Source organism: Acinetobacter sp. YH16056_T (genome assembly GCF_024605895.1).
GTDB classification, from domain to species: domain Bacteria; phylum Pseudomonadota; class Gammaproteobacteria; order Pseudomonadales; family Moraxellaceae; genus Acinetobacter; species Acinetobacter amyesii.
The window spans coordinates 2,579,774-2,606,192 of record NZ_CP094545.1 but is presented as its reverse complement, the minus strand read 5'-3'; the positions used below and the strand labels follow the sequence as shown (position 1 = coordinate 2,606,192).

Here is a 26,419-nt window from a genome sequence, read left to right as displayed (position 1 = left end):
GCTATTCACCAATTAAAATGTCTATGCGATAAACCATTTAAAATGTCCTGTTTTTAACTGCAAGAGTCAAGAACAGGATTTAAATATCTTTGTTCAATAACAGCTTTCTGAGCTTTACGACTCGGCATACTTTTCTTGAGACGGGAACGTTTATTCTGTTTCTCCAACTCCTCATGTTGCTGCTGGATATGGGCCAGAACCGAACCTAATCTTTTATTCTCAACAACTGCATTTTGCTGTAGTCCAGCCAGTTTATTGAAGGTGCTATAGTTGATCTTCCGTCCTTCATGCATGATCGCTACAGTGCCATCCAGATACTCCAGAAATGAAATGTATTGCCCAACAAGCTTATGATTCAGTGCTGTTGGCTCAAGTATATAAATACACTTGTCATACGTGATGGTCAGGTTCTTCGTGACCTTACGCGGTTCTTGCCAGGTGAAAATATCCTCCAGTTCAGCATCAAACTCTGTTAAAGGGCGATGTAAGTTCTTGGAATTTCTCGCACACTTGACAAACTTCTGATTGAACTGCTCAATGAAGCAGGGTAGTCAGGCATTGGCTTCGGCAATCGAACTGATGCCTTCCAGACGCATCTCCTTGATCAGACGATCCTGAAGTGTCCTGTTGGCACGTTCCACACGACCTTTGGCCTGCGGTGAGTTGGCAAAGATAATATCAATGTTTAACTCGTTGAGGATCCGCCCAAATTGCGTGATCTTGCTGTCTTGGCAGGATTTCTGATTGACTCGGAATACCGAGTGTTTATCGCTATAAAAGGCCAACGGCTTGCCGTATTGCTCAATGTAGGCTCGGGTTGAAAGCATATAATCAAAGGTTGTTTCAGCCTCACAAAAGCGCAGATGCAACAGCTTTCCAGTGGCATCATCGATATAAACCAGCAAGCAGCATTTGGCGGCTCGTCCTTCAAACCAGTCATGATATGAACCATCAATCTGGATCAACTCACCGAAGCAATCCCGGTTATATCGAGGCTGATATGGCCGTTTCAGACGCTTGGATCGCGGAATCCAGAGCTCATTGGCAGTCATCCAGCGACGAACCGTTTCCACAGGAATATTCAGACCAAACATGCTCATCAGCTTCTCATGAGCCAAGGTTGGGCCAAAGCCCAGCAGATGTTCAGAAATAATGGAAAGGCATTCAGACTTTACGGCTTCATCATGGCGACGATGGCCAGGTTGACCACGACTGGCATGTGTCAGGCCTGAAACACCGTCTTGCTTTAGCTTCTGTAATAATCGGGTAATTTGGCGGGTAGAAAGATTCAGGATTTCAGCAGCACGGACTTGTGTAATACGTCGATCGCGAACGTCTTGTAGAACTGCAAGACGTTGTATTTCCTTGTCAGACATAGTGATCAGCATCTCAAATTATATCCGGTCCATGATGTTGATGTACATCATAGACTAAACATTTTTATTGGTGAGAATACAGACACTTTAAATGGTTTCTAACATCTTTTTATTTATCTTTAAATTACAAGATTTTATCTTGATGTAAAAAGCCCAATCATGTGTGATTGGGCTTTTTACGAGATTCTTTCCGTTCCATGCTTAAATTTTGAGTAATGTTTCACAGTTTTGTTTAATGAGATTGAATGCTATAGCAAACAAAAATGTCCAGATAAAATAAGAATAGGCTTCCAAGTGGTTATGGATTTTGCAGATAGGCAAATAAAAGGATTGGGGCGTCATTGTCAGTTAAATTCACGTACAATATCGATTAATTTGCAGGTATAGATCCTGCCTTATCAGATGATTCTGTTCTCCCGTTGATTATTGGCATTCATATGGCGCAAGCAAAGAAATCTTTTCCGCAACAAAAATCGGAACTACATGCACGAAATCTGCATCGCAGTCGTTACGATTTTCCGCAGTTAATCAAGAGTTGTCCGGAACTTGCGCCTTTTGTCAGCCCAAATAAATATAATGATTTATCGGTAGATTTTTCTGATCCGCACGCTGTGAAAATGCTCAACAAAGCATTGCTCAAGCATTTTTATGGCATTCAATATTGGGATATTCCTCAAGATTATCTTTGCCCACCTATTCCGGGTAGAGCGGACTATATCCACTATATAGCTGACCTGTTGAGTGCAAACAATAAAGGGCAGATTCCAACTGGACACGCCGTTCAAGTCTTAGATATTGGGGTTGGCGCGAACTGTATTTATCCGATCATTGGTCATCGGAGCTATGGTTGGAAATTTGTCGGCTCAGACATACATGCTGCATCGGTTAAAAGTGCTCAATTTATTGTGGAGGCCAATCCGAATCTGCGTAAAGGGATTCAGATTCGATTGCAGAAGACAGCGAGCAATATTTTCAATGGTGTGATTAAACCTTCAGATCGTTTTGATTTGACCATGTGTAATCCACCATTTCATGCCTCGCAAGATGAAGCCAACGCGACAGCAACGCAAAAATTAAGAAAACTGGGTAAGCCAGTTAATCGGACCAAGGTGGTATTGAACTTTGGTGGTCAAAAGAACGAACTCTGGTGTGATGGTGGTGAAGAACGATTTGTCTGCCAAATGGTGCAAGAGAGTATTCATTTTGCTGAGCAATGCCTTTGGTTTAGTACGCTGGTTTCCAAGAAAACAACATTGCCCGTGCTTTTAAAGGCCTTAGCGAAGAGCGGCGCAGTGGATGTGAAAACCATTAAAATGACGCAGGGACAAAAAGAAAGCCGTTTTGTCGCTTGGACTTTTCTAGATTTAAGGCAACAGCAAGCGTGGAAGAATGCAAGTTGGACTTCAGCTTAAGTCTGTCTTCGTTGGAGATTTTCGCCTTGTCTTTGACAGCAATGCATAGGGCATCAATATAAAGTTTCCCATAGCGATAAGCTCAGTGTGTTGAATCAATCAGGAGATATTTTTGCTAAACAAGACGCATTGTTAATTGTTACAAAAAACAGCATCCAGCGATTTTTGATTATTTCGTGTTCTAAATGCCTTAAATTTTCTGCAAGGGCTTCTTTTATATGTGAAAAATGCGCGGAATTGAACTGCAAATGCGTATGTTTATCATTTAAATTTTATATAAATCATAAACTTACAAAAATTATATTTTGCATTCATTTTGAAACTTGTCCATAATATTTGAAAAGGGTATGGAGTGAAGAAAATGCGTGGCAATCCAGAAGTCGTAGACTACTTAAATATGCTGATCGGTGGCGAACTGGCTGCTCGTGATCAATACTTAATTCATTCCCGTATGTATGAAGATTGGGGCTTAAGTAAAATCTTTGAACGTATCGATCATGAAAGCCAAGAAGAAGGCTCACATGCAGATGCATTGATTCGGCGCGTATTGTTCCTTGAAGGAACGCCGAATATGAATCGTGATGATATTGAAGTCGGTACAGACGTTGTGACTTGTTTAAAAGCGGATTTGGCGCTTGAATATCATGTTCGTGAGAAACTTGCACAAGGCGTAAAATTGTGTGAAGAAAAGGGTGACTATGTGACCCGTGATATGCTCCGTCAGCAAATGTCAGATACTGAAGAAGATCATACTTACTGGCTTGAAAAGCAAATGCGTTTGATCGAACTTATTGGTCTACCAAACTATATTCAGTCTCAAATGTAATTTAAAAAATATCCAAAAAACCCAGCTTCTGCTGGGTTTTTTATTGGGCCATGAAAACTATTGTTGTAGTTTTTTAATATCTGCCAAGACTTGCGCCGCATGTGTCTGTGTATTCACACTGGTGTAGTGATAAACAATAATGCCTTTCGGATCAATGAGAAAGGTTTCACGTTTGGCAACTTTCAAAATCCCTAAGTTTCGTACAATACCTAACTGTGTCGCCAGCTTATGTTGGAGGTCGGCAAGAATTGGAAAGGGAAGTCCGAGTGCTTTAGAGAACGTTTGATGTGATGCAACATCATCTAAGCTTGCGCCCAAAACAACCGCATTAGTTTTTAAAAATTGTGGATATAGGGTTTTAAATTGATTGGCTTCTTCTGTACAACCGGGTGAGTTGTCTTTGGGATAAAAGTACAGAACGAGCCATTTCCCTTGATATTGCTTCAGTTCGTGCCATTTTCCATTTTGATCTTGCAATTTAAAGTTGGGTGCGGGTGTGCCAACCCATTGTTTTTGTTTGTTTTGACTGGTGCTGAGTATTGATGTTTCGGCAACTGTGATTTGGGTCGTTGCTATTAAAGCACATGTCATTAAACAGATTTTAAGCAATGAAGAAACTTTCATAGAGCATCAGTTTATATTGTTCTTTATTCGATCTTAACAAATTTTAAAGCGCTGTAGGCTGGCTGATTTTATATTTATTGAAGTCGATTGCGAATGTCTTTTGGCAAATCGGTTGATGTGCTGAAATGCCACTATCAAACTTGCTTTGAACTTTTATACTATGTGGAATCGTTTAATTTTAGAGTTTGTATTGAATCAACATATTTTACTTATTACTGGCTGGGGCGGCGGTCGTAAATTACTTGCTCCTTTACAGCAGGCATTGATCGCACAAGGTTATCAGGTTGAATTATGGAATATTTTTGATGCCTTAAATTTAGAAGTGCTCGAACAGAAAGTTGAATTTGCGCAGCAATTTGATGTGATTATTGGCTGGTCTCTTGGTGGTCAATTGGCGACGATTTTGGTAGATGAAATTCAAAAAAAATATCAACAACAGAAAGTGCTGATCACATTAGGCTCAAATCCAAGTTTTGTGGCTGATGAACAGTGGCCTGCTGCGATGGATCAAGTCAGTTTTCAAAGCTTCAAACAATCTTTCGAGCAGGATGCGATTTCTACCTTAAAGAAGTTTGGTTATATGGTTTGTCAGGGTACTGATAGCACCAAGCAAGATTTCATCATCTTGCAAAGTTTGATTCAAGCGCAAAATTTAGATGTGCTTCGAGCTGGATTGAATTGTTTGGAGAAGCTCAATAATGTCAGTATCTTGAAAAACTACACAGGTCATCAATACCATATTTTTGCTAAGCAAGATTATTTGGTTAGTTACAAAGTTGAGCGATTATTGCGTAATTTGGCTGTAAAGTTTTTGGAGACAGAATTGGTTTCTGGCTCACATGGCTTTCCATTGTTTCAATCTGAAGTCATAAGTTGCAAAATATGCCAATATTTAAAGAAAATAGAACAAATCTCTGACTAGCTGGGCTTTATGGCAATTTATTTTTTATTGCCGTGGGTTTAACATCTTGCCACATTGATGTTTTAGCCTGATACATGGAGTGAGGGATGGCCAATTTAACCGATCTACAATTTGATCAGCAGCATATTTGGCATCCCTATACATCGATGACTCAGCCCCTTCCAACGTTTAAAGTGAAACGTGCGCAAGGGGTGATGATTGAGCTTGAAGATGGTCGTCAATTGATTGATGGTATGTCTTCATGGTGGTGTGCGATTCATGGTTATAACCATCCTGAGCTAAATCAAGCTGTGACCGATCAACTGCAACAGATGTCTCATATCATGTTTGGTGGATTGACACATGATCCCGCGATTCAACTGGCTAAATTACTGTTAAAAATCACCCCGCCCAGTTTAGATAAAATCTTCTTTGCCGATTCAGGTTCGGTTGCTGTCGAAGTAGCCTTGAAAATGGCAGTGCAGTATTGGGCGTCTTTGCATCAACCGAATAAAACCAATTTTGTCACTCCACGTTCTGGCTATCATGGCGACACTTGGAATGCGATGTCTGTGTGTGATCCCGTGACAGGGATGCATCAAATTTTTGGCCCAAGTTTGCCAAATCGAATTTTTGTTCCTGCGCCGCAAATTGGCTTTGACCAAGCGTGGAATTCAGCGGATATTGCTGAACTAGAAAAGACTCTGATTGAACAGCATGAAAATATTGCGGGATTGATTCTTGAGCCGATTGTACAAGGCGCAGGAGGTATGCGTTTCTATCATCCTGAATATTTGCGTCAAGCTAAATTACTCTGCAAGCAATACAATATCTTGCTGATCTTTGATGAGATTGCGACTGGCTTTGGGCGAACAGGAAAACTCTTTGCTTGGGAATGGGCTGCAGTCGAGCCAGATATTATGTGTATTGGTAAAGGGCTGACAGGCGGTTATATGACCTTGTCTGCAACCCTGACTACGCAGAAAGTCGCAAATACGATTAGCCAAGGCGAAGCCGGCGTGTTTATGCATGGCCCAACCTTTATGGCAAATCCTTTGGCTTGCGCTGTGGCTGTAAAAAGTACCGAACTGCTGCTTTCTCAAGATTGGCAAGCCAATATTCGACGTATCGAAACTCAATTGAAGTTTCATTTACTAGCACTTTCATCGCTTGAACATGTCAAAGATGTGCGAATACTTGGTGCTATTGGTGTGGTGGAATTGACCTTCAATGTAGATATGAAAATGCTACAACAGGAGTTTGTCCGTCGTGGCATTTGGATTCGTCCATTCGGTAAGCTAGTTTATGTGATGCCGCCATATATTATTTCTGAGCATGAATTAAAAATTTTGCTAGAACAAATGGTTGAGGTGGTGAAAAACATGGAGCAGCCAGCATGAATCTGCTCAACCATTTTTCAGATCAACTTGATCAACTAAAACAGCAAGGCAACTTACGTCAGTTCACTTCAAATCATCAGCACGATCGTTACATTAGTATTCACGATCACAACATGTTGAATTTAGCGTCAAATGACTATTTAGGTTTGGCTTCAAACCAACATCTACGTGAACAATTTTTTGATGAAACCCCGAACGCACAGCGTTGGATGAGTTCATCCTCTTCGCGGTTGCTGACGGGGAATTTTCCAGAATATGAGCAACTTGAATCAACATTAAGTGATGCCTTTCATGGCCGATCAGCACTGTTATTTAACAGCGGCTATCACATGAATATCGGGATTTTACCTGCACTGGCAGACAGTAAAACCTTGATATTGGCGGATAAGCTGATTCATGCCAGTATGATTGATGGCATCCGATTATCGAGTGCGAAATATGTACGTTATCGCCATAATGATTTGGCGCATCTATTTCAGCTTTTATGTAAATACCATGAAGATGAGGCTTTTGAGCGGATCATTGTGGTGACTGAATCGATTTTCAGTATGGATGGTGATGAAACTGATTTGGCTGAATTGGTACGGATCAAAAAACAATTTTCCAAAGTGATGTTGTATGTCGATGAGGCGCATGCAATCGGTGTGCGCGGTGAGCGTGGTTTAGGCTGTGCTGAGCAATATCAGGTGATGGATGATATTGATCTTTTAGTCGGTACATTTGGTAAAGCACTGGCTTCAATAGGGGGGTATCTCATTTGTCATTCGATTATTCGTGACTATTTGATTAACTCGATGCGACCGTTGATTTTTAGTACTGCACAGCCCCCGATCTGTATGGTGTGGACAGATTTTATTTTCAAGAACGTTTTAAATTTAAAAGCAGAGCGTCACCATTTACAGCAAATCAGTCAAAATTTGCAACAAGCGGTGCAATCCCAAGGTTTTGATTGTCCATCTACATCACATATTGTGCCCGTCATTATTGGCGAGTCGAATAAAACTGTTGCTAAGGCTCAAGCTTTGCAAGCGGCAGGTTTTTATATCATGCCTGTACGTCCACCCACTGTGCCGCAGCATAGTTCGCGCTTACGCATTTCACTCACTGCTCAGATTGCACAAACAGATCTTGATCAGTTGACTCAATTGTTGTGAGTGACTTGTGAATAATTTTGAGATTGATAAATCCCAAGTGGCGTTACGCTTTGCTCAGGCAGGGCACAGCTATGCTGAACATGCCGTAGCACAAAAAGAGATTGCTCAACATTTATTTGAGTTGATGCAGCAGTATTATCCAAAGTTGCAAAATCATCCTGTGGAAACGCTTTTTGAAATTGGATGTGGCTCGGGGAATTTAAGCCATTTAATGCTGGAAAATATGCAAATCAATCGTATGGTTTTAAATGATCTATATGCAGAAATTCAACAGCATTTTCCGTCAAGTCCACAGATTCAGTACAGACTTGGAGATATCGAACAACTTGAATTTCCACAGCATATCGACTTGATCGCATCGAGTTCGGCTTTGCAATGGGTAGGGAACTTTGCGGGCATTGTCGAAAAAGCCTTTCAAAGTTTAAATCCAGAGGCATATTTTTGTTTTTCGACCTTTGGACAGCAGAATTTACAGGAAATAAAAGCTTTGACTGGGCAGGGTTTGGACTACCTCGATATCGACATGCTTCAAGCTATATTAAGTCAAAATGGTTTTGAAATTCTGCATCTTTCAGAGCAGACAGCGGCATTATATTTTGATCATCCAAAGCAGGTTTTGCAGCATTTAAAAGCGACAGGTGTGACTGCGACAGCCTCACATTTTCGTTGGACGAAACAATCGCTCTTTGATTTTTATTCAGCATATCAACAGTTTTCTTTGCGTGATGAATCTGGGCAGATGCGTTATACACTGACCTATCATCCGATTTTTTGTATTGCACGGAGAATGCCATGACAGGGCAAGTTTATTTCATTAGTGGGATCGATACAGGCATCGGTAAAACATATACCACGGGCTATTTGGCTAAAATATGGAATGAACAAGGGGCGCGAACGATCACGCAAAAGTTGATCCAAACAGGCAATGTCGATATTTCTGAGGATATAGAACAACATCGTCAAATTATGGGTACAGGGTTGTTGGTCGAAGATGAAACCAAACTTACGATGCCTGAAATATTTAGTTATCCTGCGTCGCCACATCTCGCCACCAAACTCGATGGACGTGACATTGATTTTGCTAAAATTGAATACGCGACAAAACGTTTAACTGAAAAATATGACAACGTTTTACTCGAAGGTGCGGGAGGGTTGATGGTGCCATTGACTACGGACCTTTTAACCATCGACTATGTTGTAGAGAAGCAATATCCCGTTATTTTGGTGACTTCGGGGCGTTTGGGCAGCATTAACCATACGATTTTAAGTTTGGAAGCACTAAAAAGTCGTGGCTTGGCGCTTTATGCACTGGCTTATAATTTAAATGATGAATCGCAAGATGCATTGATTTCTAAAGATACTGCTGAATATTTAAAAGCATATTTAGCCAAACTCTTTCCAGAGGCGTTATGGATTGATGTTCCTGTATTGGCATAATGGGCTAACTCTATATATTGACAATGATTGGGTGTAATTATGACGGATCATGCGTTTATAGAACTTGCGATTCAACTTGCGAAAGAAAATATTGAGCAAGGTGGGCGACCATTTGGTGCTGTGATCGTTAAGCATGGTGCTGTGGTGAGTACAGGGGTGAATGAAATATTAATCTCAGGCGATCCGACATCTCATGCCGAGTTAAATGCATTAAGACAAGCCGCACAAAATTTAAATACGACGTCTTTGAAGGACTGTGTCGTTTATGCGAGCGGACAACCGTGTCCAATGTGTTTGGCAGCTCTGCGAATGGTTGGAGTTGAAAAAATTGTGTATGCCTATTCAAATGCTGATGCAGAAGCCTATGGCTTATCTACAGCAGAGATTGCCGAAAAATTAAGACATGAACCTCATGAACAGCAAGGGTTGAGTTTTAGTCAGTTAAAGCCAAATTGTGATCATGAGCTATATGAATTTTGGAAGCAGAAAAATACTTAATAAATACTAAGAGTTTCTTTCTGAGTCACTAACTGTATAGATTTCTGTGAAGAATTAAAAAAGCCAACTGAGGTGATCAGTTGGCTTTTTTTGTTGGGGAGCAATTATTGATTTGCTGAGACCCCAATTTTTTTGACATTCAAACGTTGTGCTGCTGCCATCACCATAGCGACATCTTTATATTCTGTCATTTTGTCAGGTTGCACTTTGATCGTATCTTGATCTGCTTGTTGTGCAACACCAGCAAAAAGTGTTTCTAAAGCTTGCTTATTGGCAACGGGTTGACCATTCCAAAATAATTTACCTTGCGCATCAATCCGTAAAGTGACCGGCTCAGGCGGCTTTTCATTGGTTGGCGGTGGCGTACCGTTTGGCAAATCAATATTGATCGAGTTATTTGGAATTGGAATTGTGATAATAAACATAATGAGCAAAACCAACATCACATCGATCAATGGCGTCATGTTGACGTCCAACATAACATCATCGTCTTTATCGGAACCGACATTCATTCCCATACCTTGTCCCTCATCCGATTATGGTGCGGCAACAGGGGTGGTGACAAAAGCAATTTTGCCAATTCCTGCTGCTTGTGTTGCACTAATGACTTCATCAATCGCTTCATATTTTGTCACCTGATCGCCACGGATATGAACTTCAGGTTGCGGACGCTTTTTAGCTTCCGCTTGTAGTCGACTGATCAGCGTATCTTTATCTGCAATGTATTTTTCATTCCAGAAGATATCGCCATTTTTATTGACAGCAATCTGAATATTGATCGGTTTAGTTTCATAAGGCGTATTCTTTTCCTCAGGCAACTTCACCGGAACTGTATGGATTGCAACAGGTACTGTAATTAAGAAAATAATGAGCAGCACCAACATAATATCAACCAAAGGTGTTGTGTTAATGGCTGAAATTACATCATCTTCGTCACCATCTGAATTGACCATCATTCCCATGGCTGATGCCTCTCTTATTTTGTGTCGTTATTATTGTTTTTGATCTCACCGCTTAAAAGTACGGTGTGTAGATCTGAACCAAAGGTACGAACATTATCTAGAACTGCTTTATTACGACGTGTTAACCAGTTATAGCCAAGAACCGCAGGTACTGCTACAGCCAAACCAATTGCCGTCATAATTAGGGCTTCACCGACTGGGCCTGCAACTTTATCAATAGATGCTTGACCTGAAATACCAATTGCCGTTAAAGCATGGTAAATACCCCAAACTGTACCGAATAAACCCACAAATGGTGCAGTCGAACCTACAGTAGCGAGGAAAGCTAATCCACCACTTAAATGGCTTTGAATTTTATCGATAGCACGCTGGATTGAAATAGTTACCCATGTGTTGAAGTCAATACGTTCCAGCAGATTACCGCCGTGTTTTTTGGTTGAATTAATGCCTTTTTCTGCAATAAAGCGGTATGCACTCGATTCGTCTAAGGTTTCTGCAGCGCTATCAATTGAAGCTGCATCCCAAAATTTAGCTTCAGCTTCTTTGCCTTGGCGCTTAATTTTAGCTTGTTGAATAAATTTAGTGACCATGATGTACCAAGTTCCAATCGACATCAGGACCAAGATAAAGAGTGTCGATTTAGCAACGATGTCACCTTCACGCCATAGTGCTTCTAAGCCATACGGGTTGTGGACTTCTTGGGTTGCTGCTGGTTTTGGTGGTGGCGTGTGTGTTCCATCATCGGTAATTTGAATTTTATCTTCACTGATTTCGACTTTAACCATACTTGGCGGTGTTGCAGATTCTTCAGCAAATACAGATTGAAGCGGGAGTAATGTAGTTGTTGCTAATACAGTTGCTGATGCAAAAATACGTGCTGATTTCATCATTTTATTCATTCATATTCTCCAAATTTTTGTAGATTCATTAATCAAGTTTAAATTCGTATTCAATATCAAACCAATCTTCAACTGGCTCACCATTTTTGAGTGCAGGCTTAAATGTACATAAGCTGAATGCTTTGCTAGCAGCCTTATCTAGAGATTTAGTACCACTCGATTTTTTGACCTTCACTTGTTTCGCACTGCCGTCAGGCCCAACCAATACAGAGATGCGGACAGTTCCTACTTCTTCTGCCATTGCAGCTTCACGAGGGTAATCTGGTTCTTTACATCCAACGCTACCCTCAGATGCACCACGTGTTTCCCCAGCTGGTTTTGGAGCAGGGGCAGGAGCGGGTGCTGCCGCAGCGATTGGTGCAGGTGCTGCAACAGGGCTAGGAGATGGAGAGGCTGTAGGCGTAGGTGTTGAAACGGCTTTCACTGTTTGTGTTGGTGCAGCTTTTTCAACAACCTTTTGTTCAGGTTGAGGGTCTGGTGTTTTGAGCACTTCCTTAACGAGTTTTGGTAATTCAGGTGGTTTTTCAATTGGTTTCGGTTTTTCTGGCTCAGGTTTTTTATCTTGAATAATGATTAATTCAACAGGTTCTTCTACAGTTTTCTCACCTTTTTTGGACAGGCCAGTAATTAATCCGTAGAGTACAATGAGATGCAGAAGAATGACTGCCCCAATTCCGATCAGGCGTTTGCCGGAATTATTTTCTAATTCGGAAAAGCTTTTGCCCATTACTACTCCTGAAATGTGAGACAAACAATCAATAGTGAAATTGGCACTTGAGATATAAGTGTTTTTTGCATTTTTTATGTTTGACTAATTAAATAAATTAACGCTACTAACACGGTTAGACGAGTAACCGTGTTAGCAAAGTTATGTTTTAGAAGAATTTATATGTACCACGTACAAAGTAAGTACGTCCTGTTGGATCGCTGTAGCGAGGGTCATAACCATACTGTGCATTGTTTTTTGCGTCAGATGCAGCTGGCTCGGCATCAAACATATTTTTGATACCTGCTGTAAGCTCTAGATTTTTAAAGCCTTTGTAAGTACCTGCAACGTTATACAAGGTATAGTCAGCAACATCACGAGTTTCAGATGCGTCTTCATAACCGCGGGTGAATTGTTGTTCGAAACGCAATCCCCAGTTTTCATATGCCCAATTTAGGTTGGCCGTATGTTTCCAGCGGACAACTGCAGGGTCATCATAAACACCGACTAAGCCTTCCCATTCACCGCCTTTTTCAGTTTGGTAATCCATTTTGATGACATAAGTACCATCAATACCGAAGCCCCAACGTCCTGTAGGTGTATTTGGAGTTTGATAATTTAGACTTAAATCAACACCAGAAGTTTTTAAACCACCCATGTTTTGCAGTGTTGTATTTAAATACTGAATTCGGCCATCTGGTGCATATACAATTAAGTTACCGTATTGACTAAGATTGTCGAAAATCATGTCAGGTGTAATTGAACCAACAAGATCTTCAATTTCAATATTGTAGTAATCAGCAGTAAAGACTAAGTTTTTGATTGGTTCAAAGACGAAACCAGCTGTATATGATGTTGATTCTTCAGGTTGAAGATCTGGGTTACCACCTTGCTTGCGTTTGAATTGCATACCACATTGGTCGGCGTAGTTAACATCATTTGGCTTGCCCTCAGCATCACAAAATCTTGGATTGTCGAAGCTGGCGCTAGTGTATGTTTCGCTTTGTGGAGCGTTGATTTCCCAAAGGCTTGGGGCACGGAAACCAGTGCTATATGACGAACGGAACATCAATTGCTTTGTCGGTTCCCAACGTAATGAAACTTTCGGGTTGAATGTATCGCCGAAATCACTGAAATCATCATAACGCGCTGCAAGTTGAGCTTCTAAGGTTGGTAAAATCGGAATGTGGAATTCTGTAAAGAATGCTGTATTTTCACGATCACCTTTACTGATTGGTTTATCAGGGTCTATACCACTACCAGGAACTAAAGCGACAATCGGTGAGTTTACTTTAGCCTCCCAATCTTGCTTAGTGAAACTACCACCGAATGCAAAACCAACTTCACCCGCAGGTAGTTCGAAAATTGGTCGGCTAATTGTGAAGTCAACAGAAGTTGATTCTAAACTCGCGACGTTTGTTTTACCTCTAACATCAAAAGTCGACCATTTCCCTGCATCTTCAGGTGCTTGCGCACCAAATGGATTAAGTGTTCCATCATTCAGCGCATCTTGTACTTTCTCCATGTTGAGATAGCCGCTCTTGAAGCTGTCACTTGATTCACCTTTGGCATATGTCACCCCAGCATTCACATCCCAGCCTAAAGCTTCACCTTCAATTCCGGCAAAGACACGATTCGATTCATTAATGGTGTGTGATACACGATTACCAGCTTGAGAACGAAGATAAAGGGCAGCTTCATCATCTTTTAAACCAGTTATACCTGGAGTTATGCCATTGCCAGGGTAGTATTTACTTGTATTCGGAATAGTTAGGCTACCACCCCAAACATCTGGAGCAATAGAAGTGGTGACTTCGCTTTTTGTATAGATGTATTCAGCAACAGCATTGATATTGTCATTGATTTTAATTGTAGCTTTACCAAGAGCAGATAGTGTTTCTTCTTCCGGAATAATACCAATCAATGCTTGGGTATTAAGTAAACAGCGTGTACCAGAGACAAATGTATTTGGTGCATTATTACAGTTATCGTTGATATACGGGTTAACAATACCAACGCCTGAATCACCGATATTTGCAGGGAATCCAGCTGTCGATCCAATTGCCATACCGAGTTCAGGAATTAAACCGCCACGTTTACTGACTTTACGATCTTTAGCCCAGATTGGGTCGGTTTTACGATAATCGATAACACCATAGACATTAAAACCTTGTTCATCTAAATCGCCATAACCACCAAAAATAGAGACGTCCTTTTTATCGCCTCCAGCTTCTTCAGGTGCAAATATACCTCCGCTAATACCAGCGCCTGTATATTGTTTTTTAGTGATAAAGTTGATTACACCTGCGATTGCATCTGCACCATAAACGGCAGATGCACCATCACGTAGGACTTCGACGCGGTCTACCATTGCCAATGGAATGATATTCAAATTGACTTCTGAAGTACTGAATGGACTATTTGCCAGACGGCGACCATTTAAAAGGACAAGTGTTTTATCGGTACCAATACCACGTAAATTTGCTGAAGAACCAGAGGTATTACTTTTACCAATATTCTGGGAAGTCACAAAGCCAGCCTGGTTAGCACTGACTTTATTCATCGCTTCTTCCACAGTGGTAACACCCTGTTTAATTAATTCTTCAGCTTTAATCACCGTAATTGGTGATGCACTCTGTGCTGCTACCCCTTTAATTGAAGAGCCTGTTACGGTCACTTTAGCTACTTTTGGCTGAGCTTTCTCTTCTTCGTCCGTATTATCTGCTGCATGCGCTAAAGATAAACACAGCATACTTAAACTAAGAGTACTTAATTTAAGTATTGTTTTGCTAAATGGTGTGCCCCCCACAGATTTAGCATTTTTTTTCTCTTTCATAGTAAAAGTATTCCTTTTTGTTGTAGTTAGCGATATTGCTTGATTCTTTTTAAGCAATTCAAGTGCCATATTTATATTTAAATTTTATTTTCAAATATAAAATACTGATAAATATCTACATTATTGATTTTAAATTGGAGAAATTTAAGATGAACGGTAAGTATATTTTTTAAAATTATCCTTTTGATTGGGGTTTGTTGGGAATTTAACATTTGATCAAAAAAAAATTTAAAAACATGATTAGGTGCAAATTAAACCATAAAAAGTGTGATTTAATTCATATTTATGTGTTTGATTTATAAGGCTAATAAGAGAAATAAATAAAAAATAAAAACCATAAATTCAGTGGCTTAGTTGTCTGTTGTCTGTCATTTCATCTGAACATGATCCATTATGAATCAGGAATGTATTATATTTGTGCAGAATGTGCATGGATGAGTACACATCCAAGAGTTGAATTTTTGATAAAAACGAGCTTTACTCGGAAAGTCGCTATTAGTATAAATTTATCTTAAAAAATGAATTTAAAAGGATATTTAATTCAGATAACTTTCAACCAAGGAGTGGTGGCATGAATTTCGCTTTATATTAATTGCTGTATTAAGTTCTACGTTTAAAACTCAATTTAAACTAGATTGTTTTATTTTAGTGAGGGTGGCTTTATTTAAAGTCTGCTTGCGGCTTTGTATTATTAAAAAATCATCAGAAAGGAAAAGGTTTGGAAACTAGAAAATTTAAAATAGCGCTCCTTGCATTATTAATTTCAACAGGGATGATGGCCGAGGTTCAAGCTTCTGCACAATCGAATAAAGTTTTAAATATTGCATTTGAAGCACCTGATGATGGTTTTGATATGGTCAAAACCTATAATTATTATAGTGGCAATATTGCGGAAGCCATTTTTGAACCCTTATTGAAATATGACTATCTAGCACGTCCTGTTGTTCTTGTTCCAAATACCATTGAAGCGATGCCAAAGATTGAACAAGAAGGAAAAGTCTATACCTTCAAAATCAAAAGAGGCATCCATTTTTCAGATGATCCAGCCTTTAAGGGAAAAAAACGCGAGCTAGTTGCGCAAGATTACATTTACGCGATTCAACGAATTTTAGATCCAGCTAACCGTTCTCCGACCTATTCATTTATTGATGGCAAAATCTTAGGAGGGGATGCGGTCGTTGCGGATGCAAAGAAGTCAGGAAAATTTAATTACAATGCGGCTATTGCCGGCCTAAAAGCGATAGATCCTTATACTTTGCAAATTACTTTGACGCGCCCTGACTATAATTTTCAATATATTTTGGCCTATGTTACGTTTGGTGCAATTTCAAAAGAAGTTGTTGAATTTTATGGCAATAAAATTGCACAGCATCCTGTGGGAACGGGACCGTATCAGCTCAGTAAATATGTGCCACGTAGCAAGATCGAACTGGTTGCAAACCCGAATTATCGTGGTTTTGTCTGGAATTTTAAATCGACAGGCACAGCTTGGGACAATCAGTTAGTTAAAGAAATGAACGGGAAGAAAATGCCGCAAATCGGCAAAGTTTCCGTCAGTATTATTGAAGAAGAACAGTCACGGTGGTTAGCATTTAAAACAGGGCAGCTGAATTTTGATAAATTGACATCAAATGCAGTACCTCAGGCTTTAGATGGAAATAAGCTTAAACCTGATATGCAAAAGCAGGGAATCAAACTTTATCCAAACAAAGATGCAGAAATCACCTATACCATGTTCAATATGCAAGATCCTATTGTAGGTGGGACAAGTTTGGAAAAAATTGCTTTGCGTCGTGCAATTAGCATGTCTTATAACCAAGCAGAATCTATTAAACAGTTATATCAAGGACAAGCAGTAAAAGCTGAAATGTTTTTACCTGAAGGGGTCAGTGGATTTAATCCAAATTATAAGAGCAGTATTGGTTATAACCCATTGTTAGCGAATAAGTTACTGGATCGGTTTGGTTACAAGAAGGCTGCAGATGGATACCGAAATTTGCCAAATGGCAAGCCTTTAACCCTCAAAATTAATACTGAAAATAGCTCAAAGTCTGTAATCCAGTCTGAGTTGTGGAAAAAAAATCTCGATGCCATTGGGATACGGGTACAGTTTAAGGTCAGTAACTTTGCTGATAATTTAAAAGAAGCGATGCAATGTAAATATATGATGTGGTCTGGAGCGTGGATTGCAGATTATCCTGAAGGGGAGAACTTTGCTCAATTACTATATGGGCCAAACTCAGGACAAGGGAATTTAAGTTGTTATCAATCTAAAGCTTATGACGCATTATATAAACAAGCAATTGTGTTGAAACCTAAAGATCGTGAACCTTTTTATGAAAAAATGAACCGTCAAATTGAAGCGGATAACCCTTGGATTATTCATTCTACACGGATTCGTAATTGGTTAATTCACCCTGAAATTCAGGGGTATAAAACACATCCAATGATGAACACCAGTTGGCAATATCTCGATATTCAGCCTAGTAAAAAATAATTGAGTCAGGATTACAATGAAGCGAAATTCGAATTTTACGCTAACCAAATTTGCTACAGCGTGTTTGATGGGGGGAGTGTTGTTCAGTGCGATGCCGACATTAGCATTGGCAAAGAATCCAGCAGATCCAAATAAAGTTTTACGTCATATTTTCCCTGTCGCAGAAACAGGTTTTGACCCAGTTGGCGTACATGATCTGTATTCTGCACATGTGAATACCTCAATCTTTGAAACCTTATATACCTATGATTATTTAGCATCACCGGCAAAGTTGGTTCCTAAAACGGCGGCTGCGATGCCAGAAATCAGTGCAGATGGTTTGACTTATACCATTCGCCTGCAAAAAGGCATTTATTTTGCTGATGATCCTGTATTTAAGGGCAAGAAAAGAGAGTTAACCTCGGCTGATTATGCATATACCTTTAGACGTTTAGTCGATCCACAACTTCGCTCACCAAACAGTTGGCTACTCGATGGCCGCATTTTAGGCATGGAGAAGGTTTTAGATAAGGCGAAAAAAACAGGTAAGTTTGACTATGATGCACCAATTGAAGGCATACAAACTCCTGATCGTTATACCCTTGTCATTCGTTTAAATTCTCCAGATCAAAACTTTCCAATGTTATTGGCTCATCAACCTGCATCGGCTATGGCACGTGAAGTGGTCGAAAAATATCGAGACAAAGCGGGTTTTGTGATGGGTAAACCGGTGGGTACAGGGCCATATATTTTGACGCGCTGGACACCTGGCTCACGAATTATTTTAAAGGCCAATCCCAACTATCGTGGTTTTGTCTGGGACTTCAAGGCATCAGATGCCAAAGATGAAAAGATCGTAAAAGCCATGCAAGGCAAAAAAATGCCACAAATTGGTGTGATTGATATTCAGGTGATGGAAGAATCACAATCACGTTGGTTGACCTTTGCAAAAAATGAAGCTGATTTGTTGGTGCTCGATGGAGATTTGTCGGTACAAGCCTTAAAAGATGGAGAGCTAAAGCCTGAGTTGGCTAAAAAAGGTATCCAAATGTCGCGGATTTCTGATCCCTCTATCGACTATCACTATTGGAATATGCAAAACCCTGTGGTTGGAGGTTTTAGTAAAGAAAAAATTGCATTACGTCGTGCAATGGCGATGGCTTATTCAGCAGATAATCAAATCAAAATTTTGATGAATGGTGATGCACAAAAATTACAAAGCCCAATTCCACTCGGTGTTGTCGGCTATGACCCGAATTATAAGTCGAGTATTCCATACTCAGTTAAAGCGGCAAATTTATTGCTCGATCGTTATAACTATAAAGTCGGCGCAGATGGCTGGCGTACTCAACCGAATGGTAAACCGCTTACGATTGAAATGACGATATCGGGCAATAGTAGCCGTAGTCAGCAGTTGGGCGAATTTTGGAAGAAAACTTTAGATAGCATTAAAATTAAAATGACAACAAAGTCGATGCCATTTGCAGAAGCGTTAAAAGCCGAAAAACAGTGTAAAACCATGTTTAAAGCATCTGCATGGATCGCAGACTATCCAGATGCAGACAATTTTATGCAATTGTTCTATGGCAAAAATATCAATGTCACCAACAACGGCTGTTCAAAAATTCCTGAATACGACCGTTTATATGAACAGACGCAGCGTATGAAACCGGGACCGGAGCGTGATGCAGTCTATCGGAAAATGTCACGCATATTAGAAGTGTACATGCCTGTCCAAATTAATTATGCACGTTACCGTAGTGTGTTGTCGCAACCACGCGTGATTGGTTATAAAAAGCATCCAATTTTGGCAACAGAATGGATGTACATCGATATTGACCCGAAAAAATAAAATGGAACAAAACTGGAGAAATTATGAAAAATAAAGCTTTGAAACTCACCACCCTCAGTATGTTGATGATCGGCGCTAGCCAATTCGTTCAAGCCGAAGATTCAATACGGAGTACTTTGCCAAAGTTCCAAGCCAAAGAAATACCTGCGCTGTGTGATGCCAAAATTCAGCAAGTGAAAACAGATTTAGCGGCATTTGAGCAAAAAAAGATAAAAAATAATGCAAAAGCAGCACCTGTTTTGGCGGAGTGGGATCAAATTTTTGCCAAATTTGAAGATTTTTATGGACCAATCGGACTATATAGCAACGTCGATCCTGATGAGGCTTTACGTAAGGCTGCGGAAGATTGTGAAATTAAAATTATGGAGTTTCAAACTTCGGTTTATCAAAATCCAAAACTTTATGAGCAAATTAAAAAACTCAAAACCAATGACGAAATTGATAAAAAAATGCGTCAAGACATCTTGGATGGTTTTGAAAATACAGGGGTGCAATTTACACCTGAAAAACGTGCACGTTTGAAAGCTATCTTTGATGAATTGGCAAAAATTGAACAAGAATATGCGCGTAATGTACGAGATAATAAAGAAAAACTGGAGTTTACACCGGCGGAGTTGAAAGGCTTGCCAGACAGCTATATTTCGGGCTTAAAGAAAAATGAAAAGGGCAATTATTTGCTCGGTTTTGAGTACCCAGAATACCGTCCATTTATGGAACTCGCAGAAAGCGATGATGCGCGTAAGCGTTACCAAACTGCATTCACGCGTCGTGGTACTGAGAAAAACTTAGTATTGTTAAAGCAAGCAATGGATTTACGTTATGAAATTGCGCAGCTCTTTGGCAAAAAAAGCTATGCCGAATGGGTGTTGCAACACCGTATGGCAAAAGACCCTGAAACAGTGAATAAGTTCTTAGCCGATGTTCATCAAACGGTGGCACCTTTAGAGAAAAAAGAAGTTGAGACTTTACGTGAGTTCAAAGCGAAAAGCCTGAAAATTCCACTCGAAAAAGCTGAAATCAATCGCTGGAGTGAGAGTTATTGGAGTGAAAAACTTCGCAAAGAAAAGTATCAAATCGATCAAGAAAAATTGCGTGACTATTTCCCAACCCAAGCATCTCAAGAATGGATTTTTGCCATTTCATCTGACCTTTATGGCATTGAATTTAAGCCTGGGAAAGTTGATGTTTGGCAGTCAGAAGTTGAATATTATGATGTAAAAGATAAAAAGACCGGTGAGCTGCTTGGTGGTTTATATATCGATAAATACCCACGTGAAGGGAAGTACGGTCATGCGGCTGTTTGGGGCGTAAAAGGTGGTAGTACCTTGACTAAGCGTAAACCGATTTCTGCTTTGGTGACCAACTTTAACCGTAAAGGTCTAAATAGTGATGAACTTGAAACCTTTGTTCATGAGTTTGGTCATGCCTTACACGGTATTTTGTCGAATACACGCTATGCATCTCAATCGGGGACTTCTGTAGAGCGCGACTTTGTAGAAGCACCTTCACAAATGTATGAAGAATGGGCGCGTCGTAAAGAAACTTTATCTACACTCGCAAATTACTGTAATCCAGCGTGTCCACCTGTAGATGATGCACTGATTAATAAATTAAAAGCAGTTCATAGCTATGGACGTGGTTTACATTATGCACGTCAAGCCTTGTATGCAAAATATGATATGGCACTTCACTCATCAGATGCTTTGAGTGTTAAACCTTTAGATGTTTGGAAGAAAATGGAAGGCGAGACAGCTTTAGGCTATGTCCCAAGCACTGAATTCCCAGGACAATTCAACCATATCATGGGCGGTTATCAAGTTGGCTATTATGGCTATATGTGGTCTGAAGTGATGGCACTCGATATGTTGTCTGCTTTCGGAGATAACCTAAATAACCCTGAAGTGGGACAACGCTACCGTAAAACGATCTTGTCGCAAGGTGGTCAATATGAAGCAGAAAAATTGGTACATGATTTCTTAGGTCGTAAACCTGATAACAAAGCTTTCTTTGATGAAATTACTGGACAACGAGTGAAGTAAGGACAACTTTATGCTGGCATATATCATACGGCGTATATGGCAGATGATCCCAACGATGTTGGGGGTTGTTCTGCTCATATTCTTCTTATTTAATTGGGTAGGTGGGGACCCTGCTTATATTTTAGCAGGCAAAATGTCGAACCCAGAGCAAATTGAAAACATCCGTCAACAGTTGGGGGTTGATCAACCCTACTATGTCCAATTGTGGATCTTCATTAAGCAAATTTTAACTTTTGATTATGGAATGAGTTGGAGTACAGGTGAGTCGGTGTCAGATATTATTTTGACCCGACTAGGACCATCACTGACGATTTTAATTCCTTTAACTATTTTGCAAACGATCATTTCAATTGGTTTGGCACTTGCTGTGGCTTCAGTTCGTGGCACATTAACCGATCGTATGATTATGATGCTTTGTACGATTGGTATGTCGATTAGTATTTTGGTTTACATTATTGTTTTCCAATACGTTTTTGCATATCAGTTGAGTTGGTTTCCGGTTCAAGGCTGGAGTGATCACTTTAGCGAAAACTTATTTAAATACGGTTTACTGCCTATCTTAATTATGTTGGTGGTGAGTATTGCGCCAACTTTGCGCTTATACCGCAGTTTTGTATTGGATGAAGTCAATCAAGACTATGTTCGAACTGCGCGTGCGAAAGGTGTGGGTGAAAGCCGTATTTTAGGTGTACATGTACTACGTAACGCCTCAATTCCAATTATTACCGATGTCATGTCGAGTCTACCAGCACTGCTGATAGGCGCTTTCCTGATTGAACGATTCTTTGGTATTCCGGGTATTGGTCGTGAAGTCATTATTGCTGTTGAGCGCAGTGACTTCCCTGTCATTAAGGCGATTACAGTCTACGTTGCAGCGGCTACAATGATTTTTAACTTAATCGCGGATTTGATTTATAAACTTGTCGATCCTCGCGTTCAGTTGAAGTAGGTGGCCTATGCTAGGAATATTCAATAAGACCAAAGCAACGGCATCAACACCTGCATCGACTGGCTTGTGGAAGTTGGCGATGCGACGCCTAAAGGCCGATAAATTAGCGATGGTGTCGTTGTTCGTTGTACTGTGCTATTTCGTGGTGTTGCTATTGTCGATGACAGGCGTGGTTGCATCCAATTGGAATAAAGAAGTGGCAGTTAGTTATGCACCTCCAAGTTTTATTGGGGCGGAACTCAATGAAACAGCCAAAACCAAAGCATCAGCAGAAGATATGGCATTGCCTGAAAATCCTGTTGATCCTTTAAAGGATGTAATTGCTGAACTGAATGCAGAGATTGCGACTGAGCAAGGTGGTACCAATGCAATTGACTACTATGGCGTTGTCGATCCATTAGCAGAAGATATGAAGGCGATTGATCAGCAATTGGGTGGTCATTTGTTAGATCAACAAAGCGAGCTAAAACAAACTTTACCGTTTGGTGCGGATAAATGGGGGCAGGATGTCCTGCAAAAAACCATTAAGGGTGCTGAAACATCTATTATTGTTGGCGTGGTAGCTGCATTACTTGCTGTCGTGATTGGGACAATTTTAGGGGCAATTTCTGGCTACTTTGGTGGTTGGGTTGATGATATTTTAAACTGGTTCTATAACATTTTTACCTCGATTCCGTATTTGCTCTTGGTTCTTGCGATTGCTGCTGTACTACAGCAAAAGGGGATCTTATCGATTGTCCTCATTCTAGGGCTTACTGGATGGACGGGGGTGTATCGTCTGATTCGCGCAGAGTATATGAAACATACTTCGCGTGAATATGTACTCGCTGCCAAAGCGATAGGGGTGAGTCATTTCCGACGCATCTTTGTGCATATCTTTCCGAACGTCAGTCATATTGCATTGGTGCAAATCTCGATTTTAGTGGTGGCCTTTATTAAGTCAGAAGTGATTTTGAGCTTCTTGGGATTTGGTGTTCCTGTTGGGGTTGTGTCATGGGGAAGTATGCTTAATGAAGCACAAAGTGAATTGATTTTAGGTAAATGGTGGCAACTTATCGCAGCATCTGTAGCGATGGCGGTTTTGGTTACGGCATTTTCAATGTTTACTGATGCATTGCGTGATGCATTAGATCCAAAATTGAAATAAGGAGGAGTAAAGGATGACGGAACAAAATCAAACTGTTAAACCAACGCTCCTCAGTGTTCAAAACCTGAAAGTGAGCTTTAAAGCTGAAGATAAAAGTTATATCGAAACGGTCAAAGGAATATCTTTTGACATTCCTGCCAATACAACTGTGGCGCTTGTGGGAGAATCTGGCAGTGGCAAGTCGGTGACCTCGTTGGCAACCATGGGGCTGTTGCCACGTGATCAAAGCCGTATAGATACGAGCAGTAAAATAGTTTTTGAAGGGCGGGATTTACTGAGTCTGTCACCAAGAGAAATGCGCAATATCTGCGGTAAAGATATTGCGATGATTTTTCAGGAACCGATGTCGTCACTCAATCCTGTCTTTACGGTGGGTGATCAAATTGCAGAAGTATTACGACTTCATCTAGGTATGGGACGTAAGCAGGCAAGAGCACGGACTTTGGAATTATTGAAGGAAGTGGGTATTCCTTCTCCTGAAACGAAAATTGATGCCTATCCTAGCCAAATGTCAGGTGGCCAACAACAGCGGGTCATGATTGCTATGGCAATTGCATGTGAGCCGAAGTTATTGATTGCAGATGAGCCAACCACAGCACTTGATGTGACGATTCAAAAGCAAATTTTAGATTTACTCGAAGCCTTGCAAAAGAAACGTGAGATGTCGATGCTGTTCATTACACATGATTTAGCATTGGTAAGTGAAATTGCCGATCAGGTGATTGTCATGCGTCATGGAGAAATCCGTGAACAAGGCTTGGTCAATGAAGTGCTGGATCATCCTAAAGATATTTACACACGCGCTTTGCTCAAGTGCCGTCCTCAGATGTCTGAGCGTCCTTATAAATTGCCAATGATCAGTGATTTTATGCGTCAAAATGGTGATGAGCTGATTGAGGATGTGCATTTATCTGAGGAAACCCGTAGACAACGAACGCGTGGTCTTACGGGTAACGAACAGATTATTTTAGATGTCAAAGACCTGAAAAAATCTTTTTATAGCCGCAAGGGTTTATTTGGTAAGGATGAATATCAGGCGGTCAAAGGTGTCTCGTTTCAACTGGCGAAAGGTAAAACGCTCGGGTTGGTTGGAGAGTCTGGCTCAGGTAAAACCACAATCGGCCTTTTACTGATGCGTCTACAGGAAGCGACAGGTGGTCAGGCGCTGTTTGAAGGTCATGATATTTTGGCGATGAGCGAAAAAGAATTTACCCAATATCAGCGCAAAATACAGATCATTTTCCAAAACCCATATGCTTCACTTAATCCACGTTTTACTGTGGGTCAAATTCTGATGGAGCCGATGCAAGTGCATCAGATTGGGAAGGATGATGCAGAACGAGAGCAAATGGCGTTTGATTTACTTGAACGTGTCAGTTTGCCTGCACAAGCATTTTATCGCTATCCACATGAGTTTTCTGGTGGTCAGCGTCAACGTATTGCCATTGCACGATGCTTGACCTTAAAGCCAGAAATTTTGATCTGTGATGAGTCTGTCTCTGCATTAGATGTTTCGGTTCAAGCCCAAGTTCTGAATTTATTGCAAGACTTACAAGATGAGTTTGGTTTGAGCTATATCTTTATTTCACATGATTTATCTGTAGTGAAATATATTTCTGACCAAATCATGGTGATGAACCATGGTGATATCGTTGAAATTGCAAACTCGGATGAGTTGTATAGATCGCCGCAGCATGAATATACCAAGCGTTTGCTGAGTGCGATTCCACAAACCACTGAACAATTTGCTTAGTAATCATAAAAAAAACCGCTCAAATGAGCGGTTTTTTTATACTTAAGAAATTAAAATTTCTTAAAGCCTTTGTTGTTTCCGCTAAATGCGCGACTTGGCACAGAGTCATTACGACGCTCACGATTGCCAAAATTGTCGTTACGACGTTCACGGTTACCGAAGTTTTCACTGTTGCGATCATTACGGTTATTGTTGAACCCTTCGTTGCGACGCTCTGAACGGTTAAATCCATTGCCTTGGAAAACACCTTCAGTACGACCAGTACGACGTTCGCCACGGTTGTCTTGATAACCATTGCTTTGTTGTGGCTGGTTTTCGTCACTGTCACGACGTTGTTGGCGTAAGTAACCACCACGACGTGCTGCCATTGGTTTATCTTGCATACGTTCAGTACGACGTTTCGCCATACCAAACAGGCCAGTACCTTGACGTGGTTTAAGCTCAACGGACTTGGTTAAGTTGTCGATATCTTGTTTATCTAGCTCGATCCAGCGACCAGTACGTAGTTCGCGTGGCAGAATTACTGAACCATAACGTGTACGTAAAAGACGGCTCACTTTTAAGCCTTGAGATTCGAAAATACGACGAACTTCGCGGTTACGACCTTCTTTTACGACCACTTGATACCAACGGTTAATACCGTCACCACCAATTTCAGAGAATGACTCAAATTTTGCAGGGCCATCATCTAAAACAACGCCTTGTAACATGTTGTTTTTTAACTGAGGAGTGACTTCACCCATGACACGAACGGCATATTCACGTTCGATTTCGCTAGAAGGGTGCATTAAACGGTTCGCCAGTTCACCATCATTTGTGAACAGCAATAGACCTGTAGAGTTGATATCTAGACGACCTACCATTACCCAGCGATCACCGGTAATTTGAGGTAATTGTTCAAATACCGTTGGACGGTTTTCAGGGTCATTGCGTGAGCAAATTTCGCCTTCTGGTTTGTAGTAAATCAACACACGGCGACGAATTTCGTCTTCAATTTGGAACTGAACTTTACGACCATCGATGCGAAGCTCATCACCTGGTTCGATACGTTCACCCACTTGGGCAACTTGCCCATTTACGCTCACACGACCAGCGGCAATGACTTCTTCCATATAACGGCGAGAACCCAAACCAACGCGTGCGAGCACCTTTTGCAATTTTTCACTCATGAC

At 40.6% G+C, this 26,419-nt stretch carries 21 protein-coding genes and 1 pseudogene; 14 read left to right on the top strand and 8 right to left on the bottom strand.

Annotated elements, in window-relative coordinates:
- Positions 1 to 53 precede the first annotated feature (53 nt).
- Positions 54 to 1,388 (bottom strand): annotated as a pseudogene (locus tag MST17_RS12740) (ISNCY family transposase).
- A gap of 425 nt (positions 1,389 to 1,813) precedes the next feature.
- Between MST17_RS12740 and rlmF the strand changes: the two are divergent.
- Together rlmF and bfr are read left to right on the top strand one after the other, a co-directional pair.
- Positions 1,814 to 2,788, top strand: coding sequence for a 23S rRNA (adenine(1618)-N(6))-methyltransferase RlmF (gene rlmF, locus MST17_RS12735; protein ID WP_180026713.1), 975 nt, complete (start codon positions 1,814 to 1,816; stop codon positions 2,786 to 2,788).
- Between the two features lie 361 nt (positions 2,789 to 3,149).
- A complete protein-coding gene (gene bfr / locus MST17_RS12730; protein ID WP_067762676.1) occupies positions 3,150 to 3,614 on the top strand; it encodes a bacterioferritin in 465 nt (154 codons plus the stop codon).
- A 57-nt stretch (positions 3,615 to 3,671) separates the two neighbouring features.
- Here the strand turns inward: bfr and MST17_RS12725 are convergent, their stop codons facing one another.
- The gene (locus tag MST17_RS12725; protein ID WP_180026714.1) at positions 3,672 to 4,238 is read right to left on the bottom strand and encodes a peroxiredoxin; all 567 of its coding nucleotides are present in this window, start codon (positions 4,236 to 4,238) and stop codon (positions 3,672 to 3,674) included.
- 160 nt (positions 4,239 to 4,398) lie between these two features.
- Between MST17_RS12725 and MST17_RS12720 the strand changes: the two genes are divergently transcribed.
- From MST17_RS12720 to MST17_RS12695, 6 genes are all read left to right on the top strand, one after another.
- Positions 4,399 to 5,160 carry a hydrolase gene (locus MST17_RS12720; RefSeq protein WP_180026715.1) on the top strand — a complete coding sequence of 254 codons (762 nt, stop codon included), beginning with the start codon at positions 4,399 to 4,401 and terminating at the stop codon, positions 5,158 to 5,160.
- A gap of 86 nt (positions 5,161 to 5,246) precedes the next feature.
- The gene (bioA, locus tag MST17_RS12715) at positions 5,247 to 6,539 is read left to right on the top strand and encodes an adenosylmethionine--8-amino-7-oxononanoate transaminase (RefSeq protein ID WP_180026716.1); all 1,293 of its coding nucleotides are present in this window, start codon (positions 5,247 to 5,249) and stop codon (positions 6,537 to 6,539) included.
- Positions 6,536 to 7,693, top strand: a complete 1,158-nt coding sequence (locus tag MST17_RS12710) for an 8-amino-7-oxononanoate synthase (protein WP_180026717.1) — start codon at positions 6,536 to 6,538, stop codon at positions 7,691 to 7,693. The genes bioA and MST17_RS12710 overlap by 4 nt, the downstream gene beginning before the upstream one ends.
- 7 nt (positions 7,694 to 7,700) lie before the next feature.
- Positions 7,701 to 8,489, top strand: coding sequence for a malonyl-ACP O-methyltransferase BioC (gene bioC, locus MST17_RS12705; protein ID WP_180026718.1), 789 nt, complete (start codon positions 7,701 to 7,703; stop codon positions 8,487 to 8,489).
- Positions 8,486 to 9,130: a dethiobiotin synthase gene (bioD, locus tag MST17_RS12700; protein WP_180026719.1), complete on the top strand. Its 645-nt coding sequence runs from the start codon at positions 8,486 to 8,488 to the stop codon at positions 9,128 to 9,130. The genes bioC and bioD overlap by 4 nt, the downstream gene beginning before the upstream one ends.
- 39 nt (positions 9,131 to 9,169) lie before the next feature.
- Entirely contained in the window at positions 9,170 to 9,628 is a 459-nt protein-coding gene (locus MST17_RS12695) for a nucleoside deaminase (RefSeq protein WP_180008179.1), read from the top strand.
- Positions 9,629 to 9,732: 104 nt separating this feature from the next.
- Here the strand turns inward: MST17_RS12695 and MST17_RS12690 are convergent, their stop codons facing one another.
- From MST17_RS12690 to MST17_RS12670, 5 genes are all read right to left on the bottom strand, one after another.
- On the bottom strand, positions 9,733 to 10,146 hold the full coding sequence (locus tag MST17_RS12690) for a biopolymer transporter ExbD (protein ID WP_078190075.1): 414 nt from the start codon (positions 10,144 to 10,146) through the stop codon (positions 9,733 to 9,735).
- 18 nt (positions 10,147 to 10,164) lie between these two features.
- Positions 10,165 to 10,590 (bottom strand): biopolymer transporter ExbD, encoded by a 426-nt coding sequence (locus tag MST17_RS12685; protein WP_078190074.1) that lies wholly within the window; start codon positions 10,588 to 10,590, stop codon positions 10,165 to 10,167.
- 14 nt (positions 10,591 to 10,604) lie between these two features.
- Positions 10,605 to 11,480 (bottom strand): MotA/TolQ/ExbB proton channel family protein, encoded by an 876-nt coding sequence (locus MST17_RS12680; protein WP_373685391.1) that lies wholly within the window; start codon positions 11,478 to 11,480, stop codon positions 10,605 to 10,607.
- A gap of 37 nt (positions 11,481 to 11,517) precedes the next feature.
- Positions 11,518 to 12,216: an energy transducer TonB gene (locus tag MST17_RS12675; RefSeq protein ID WP_180026721.1), complete on the bottom strand. Its 699-nt coding sequence runs from the start codon at positions 12,214 to 12,216 to the stop codon at positions 11,518 to 11,520.
- 148 nt (positions 12,217 to 12,364) lie between these two features.
- A complete protein-coding gene (locus MST17_RS12670) occupies positions 12,365 to 15,031 on the bottom strand; it encodes a TonB-dependent receptor (RefSeq protein WP_168379578.1) in 2,667 nt (888 codons plus the stop codon).
- Between the two features lie 772 nt (positions 15,032 to 15,803).
- Here MST17_RS12670 and MST17_RS12665 point away from each other — a divergent pair.
- The 6 genes from MST17_RS12665 (at position 15,804) to MST17_RS12640 (ending at position 25,247) form a co-directional block, all read left to right on the top strand.
- On the top strand, positions 15,804 to 17,528 hold the full coding sequence (locus tag MST17_RS12665) for an ABC transporter substrate-binding protein (protein ID WP_180026733.1): 1,725 nt from the start codon (positions 15,804 to 15,806) through the stop codon (positions 17,526 to 17,528).
- A gap of 67 nt (positions 17,529 to 17,595) precedes the next feature.
- Entirely contained in the window at positions 17,596 to 19,359 is a 1,764-nt protein-coding gene (locus MST17_RS12660; RefSeq protein WP_373685442.1) for an ABC transporter substrate-binding protein, read from the top strand.
- A gap of 23 nt (positions 19,360 to 19,382) precedes the next feature.
- On the top strand, positions 19,383 to 21,398 hold the full coding sequence (locus MST17_RS12655; RefSeq protein ID WP_180026723.1) for a M3 family metallopeptidase: 2,016 nt from the start codon (positions 19,383 to 19,385) through the stop codon (positions 21,396 to 21,398).
- Between the two features lie 10 nt (positions 21,399 to 21,408).
- Entirely contained in the window at positions 21,409 to 22,347 is a 939-nt protein-coding gene (locus MST17_RS12650) for an ABC transporter permease (protein ID WP_078190067.1), read from the top strand.
- A 7-nt stretch (positions 22,348 to 22,354) separates the two neighbouring features.
- Positions 22,355 to 23,494 (top strand): ABC transporter permease, encoded by a 1,140-nt coding sequence (locus tag MST17_RS12645; RefSeq protein ID WP_180026724.1) that lies wholly within the window; start codon positions 22,355 to 22,357, stop codon positions 23,492 to 23,494.
- 13 nt (positions 23,495 to 23,507) lie between these two features.
- Entirely contained in the window at positions 23,508 to 25,247 is a 1,740-nt protein-coding gene (locus MST17_RS12640) for an ABC transporter ATP-binding protein (RefSeq protein WP_180026725.1), read from the top strand.
- Positions 25,248 to 25,297: 50 nt separating this feature from the next.
- On the opposite strand, the gene rluB is transcribed toward MST17_RS12640, so the two are convergent.
- Positions 25,298 to 26,416, bottom strand: a complete 1,119-nt coding sequence (rluB, locus tag MST17_RS12635; RefSeq protein ID WP_180005438.1) for a 23S rRNA pseudouridine(2605) synthase RluB — start codon at positions 26,414 to 26,416, stop codon at positions 25,298 to 25,300.
- Positions 26,417 to 26,419: the final 3 nt, after the last annotated feature.

Bases quoted from the DNA above. Each gene is read 5' to 3' on its own strand.
- rlmF (WP_180026713.1), top strand. From the start codon at position 1,814: ATGGCGCAAGCAAAGAAATCTTTTCCGCAACAAAAATCGGAACTACAT.
- bfr (WP_067762676.1), top strand. From the start codon at position 3,150: ATGCGTGGCAATCCAGAAGTCGTAGACTACTTAAATATGCTGATCGGT.
- MST17_RS12725 (WP_180026714.1), bottom strand. From the start codon at position 4,238: ATGAAAGTTTCTTCATTGCTTAAAATCTGTTTAATGACATGTGCTTTA.
- MST17_RS12720 (WP_180026715.1), top strand. From the start codon at position 4,399: ATGTGGAATCGTTTAATTTTAGAGTTTGTATTGAATCAACATATTTTA.
- bioA (WP_180026716.1), top strand. From the start codon at position 5,247: ATGGCCAATTTAACCGATCTACAATTTGATCAGCAGCATATTTGGCAT.
- MST17_RS12710 (WP_180026717.1), top strand. From the start codon at position 6,536: ATGAATCTGCTCAACCATTTTTCAGATCAACTTGATCAACTAAAACAG.
- bioD (WP_180026719.1), top strand. From the start codon at position 8,486: ATGACAGGGCAAGTTTATTTCATTAGTGGGATCGATACAGGCATCGGT.
- MST17_RS12695 (WP_180008179.1), top strand. From the start codon at position 9,170: ATGACGGATCATGCGTTTATAGAACTTGCGATTCAACTTGCGAAAGAA.
- MST17_RS12690 (WP_078190075.1), bottom strand. From the start codon at position 10,146: ATGGGAATGAATGTCGGTTCCGATAAAGACGATGATGTTATGTTGGAC.
- MST17_RS12685 (WP_078190074.1), bottom strand. From the start codon at position 10,590: ATGGGAATGATGGTCAATTCAGATGGTGACGAAGATGATGTAATTTCA.
- MST17_RS12680 (WP_373685391.1), bottom strand. From the start codon at position 11,480: ATGATGAAATCAGCACGTATTTTTGCATCAGCAACTGTATTAGCAACA.
- MST17_RS12675 (WP_180026721.1), bottom strand. From the start codon at position 12,216: ATGGGCAAAAGCTTTTCCGAATTAGAAAATAATTCCGGCAAACGCCTG.
- MST17_RS12670 (WP_168379578.1), bottom strand. From the start codon at position 15,031: ATGAAAGAGAAAAAAAATGCTAAATCTGTGGGGGGCACACCATTTAGC.
- MST17_RS12665 (WP_180026733.1), top strand. From the start codon at position 15,804: ATGATGGCCGAGGTTCAAGCTTCTGCACAATCGAATAAAGTTTTAAAT.
- MST17_RS12660 (WP_373685442.1), top strand. From the start codon at position 17,596: ATGGGGGGAGTGTTGTTCAGTGCGATGCCGACATTAGCATTGGCAAAG.
- MST17_RS12655 (WP_180026723.1), top strand. From the start codon at position 19,383: ATGAAAAATAAAGCTTTGAAACTCACCACCCTCAGTATGTTGATGATC.
- MST17_RS12650 (WP_078190067.1), top strand. From the start codon at position 21,409: ATGCTGGCATATATCATACGGCGTATATGGCAGATGATCCCAACGATG.
- MST17_RS12645 (WP_180026724.1), top strand. From the start codon at position 22,355: ATGCTAGGAATATTCAATAAGACCAAAGCAACGGCATCAACACCTGCA.
- MST17_RS12640 (WP_180026725.1), top strand. From the start codon at position 23,508: ATGACGGAACAAAATCAAACTGTTAAACCAACGCTCCTCAGTGTTCAA.
- rluB (WP_180005438.1), bottom strand. From the start codon at position 26,416: ATGAGTGAAAAATTGCAAAAGGTGCTCGCACGCGTTGGTTTGGGTTCT.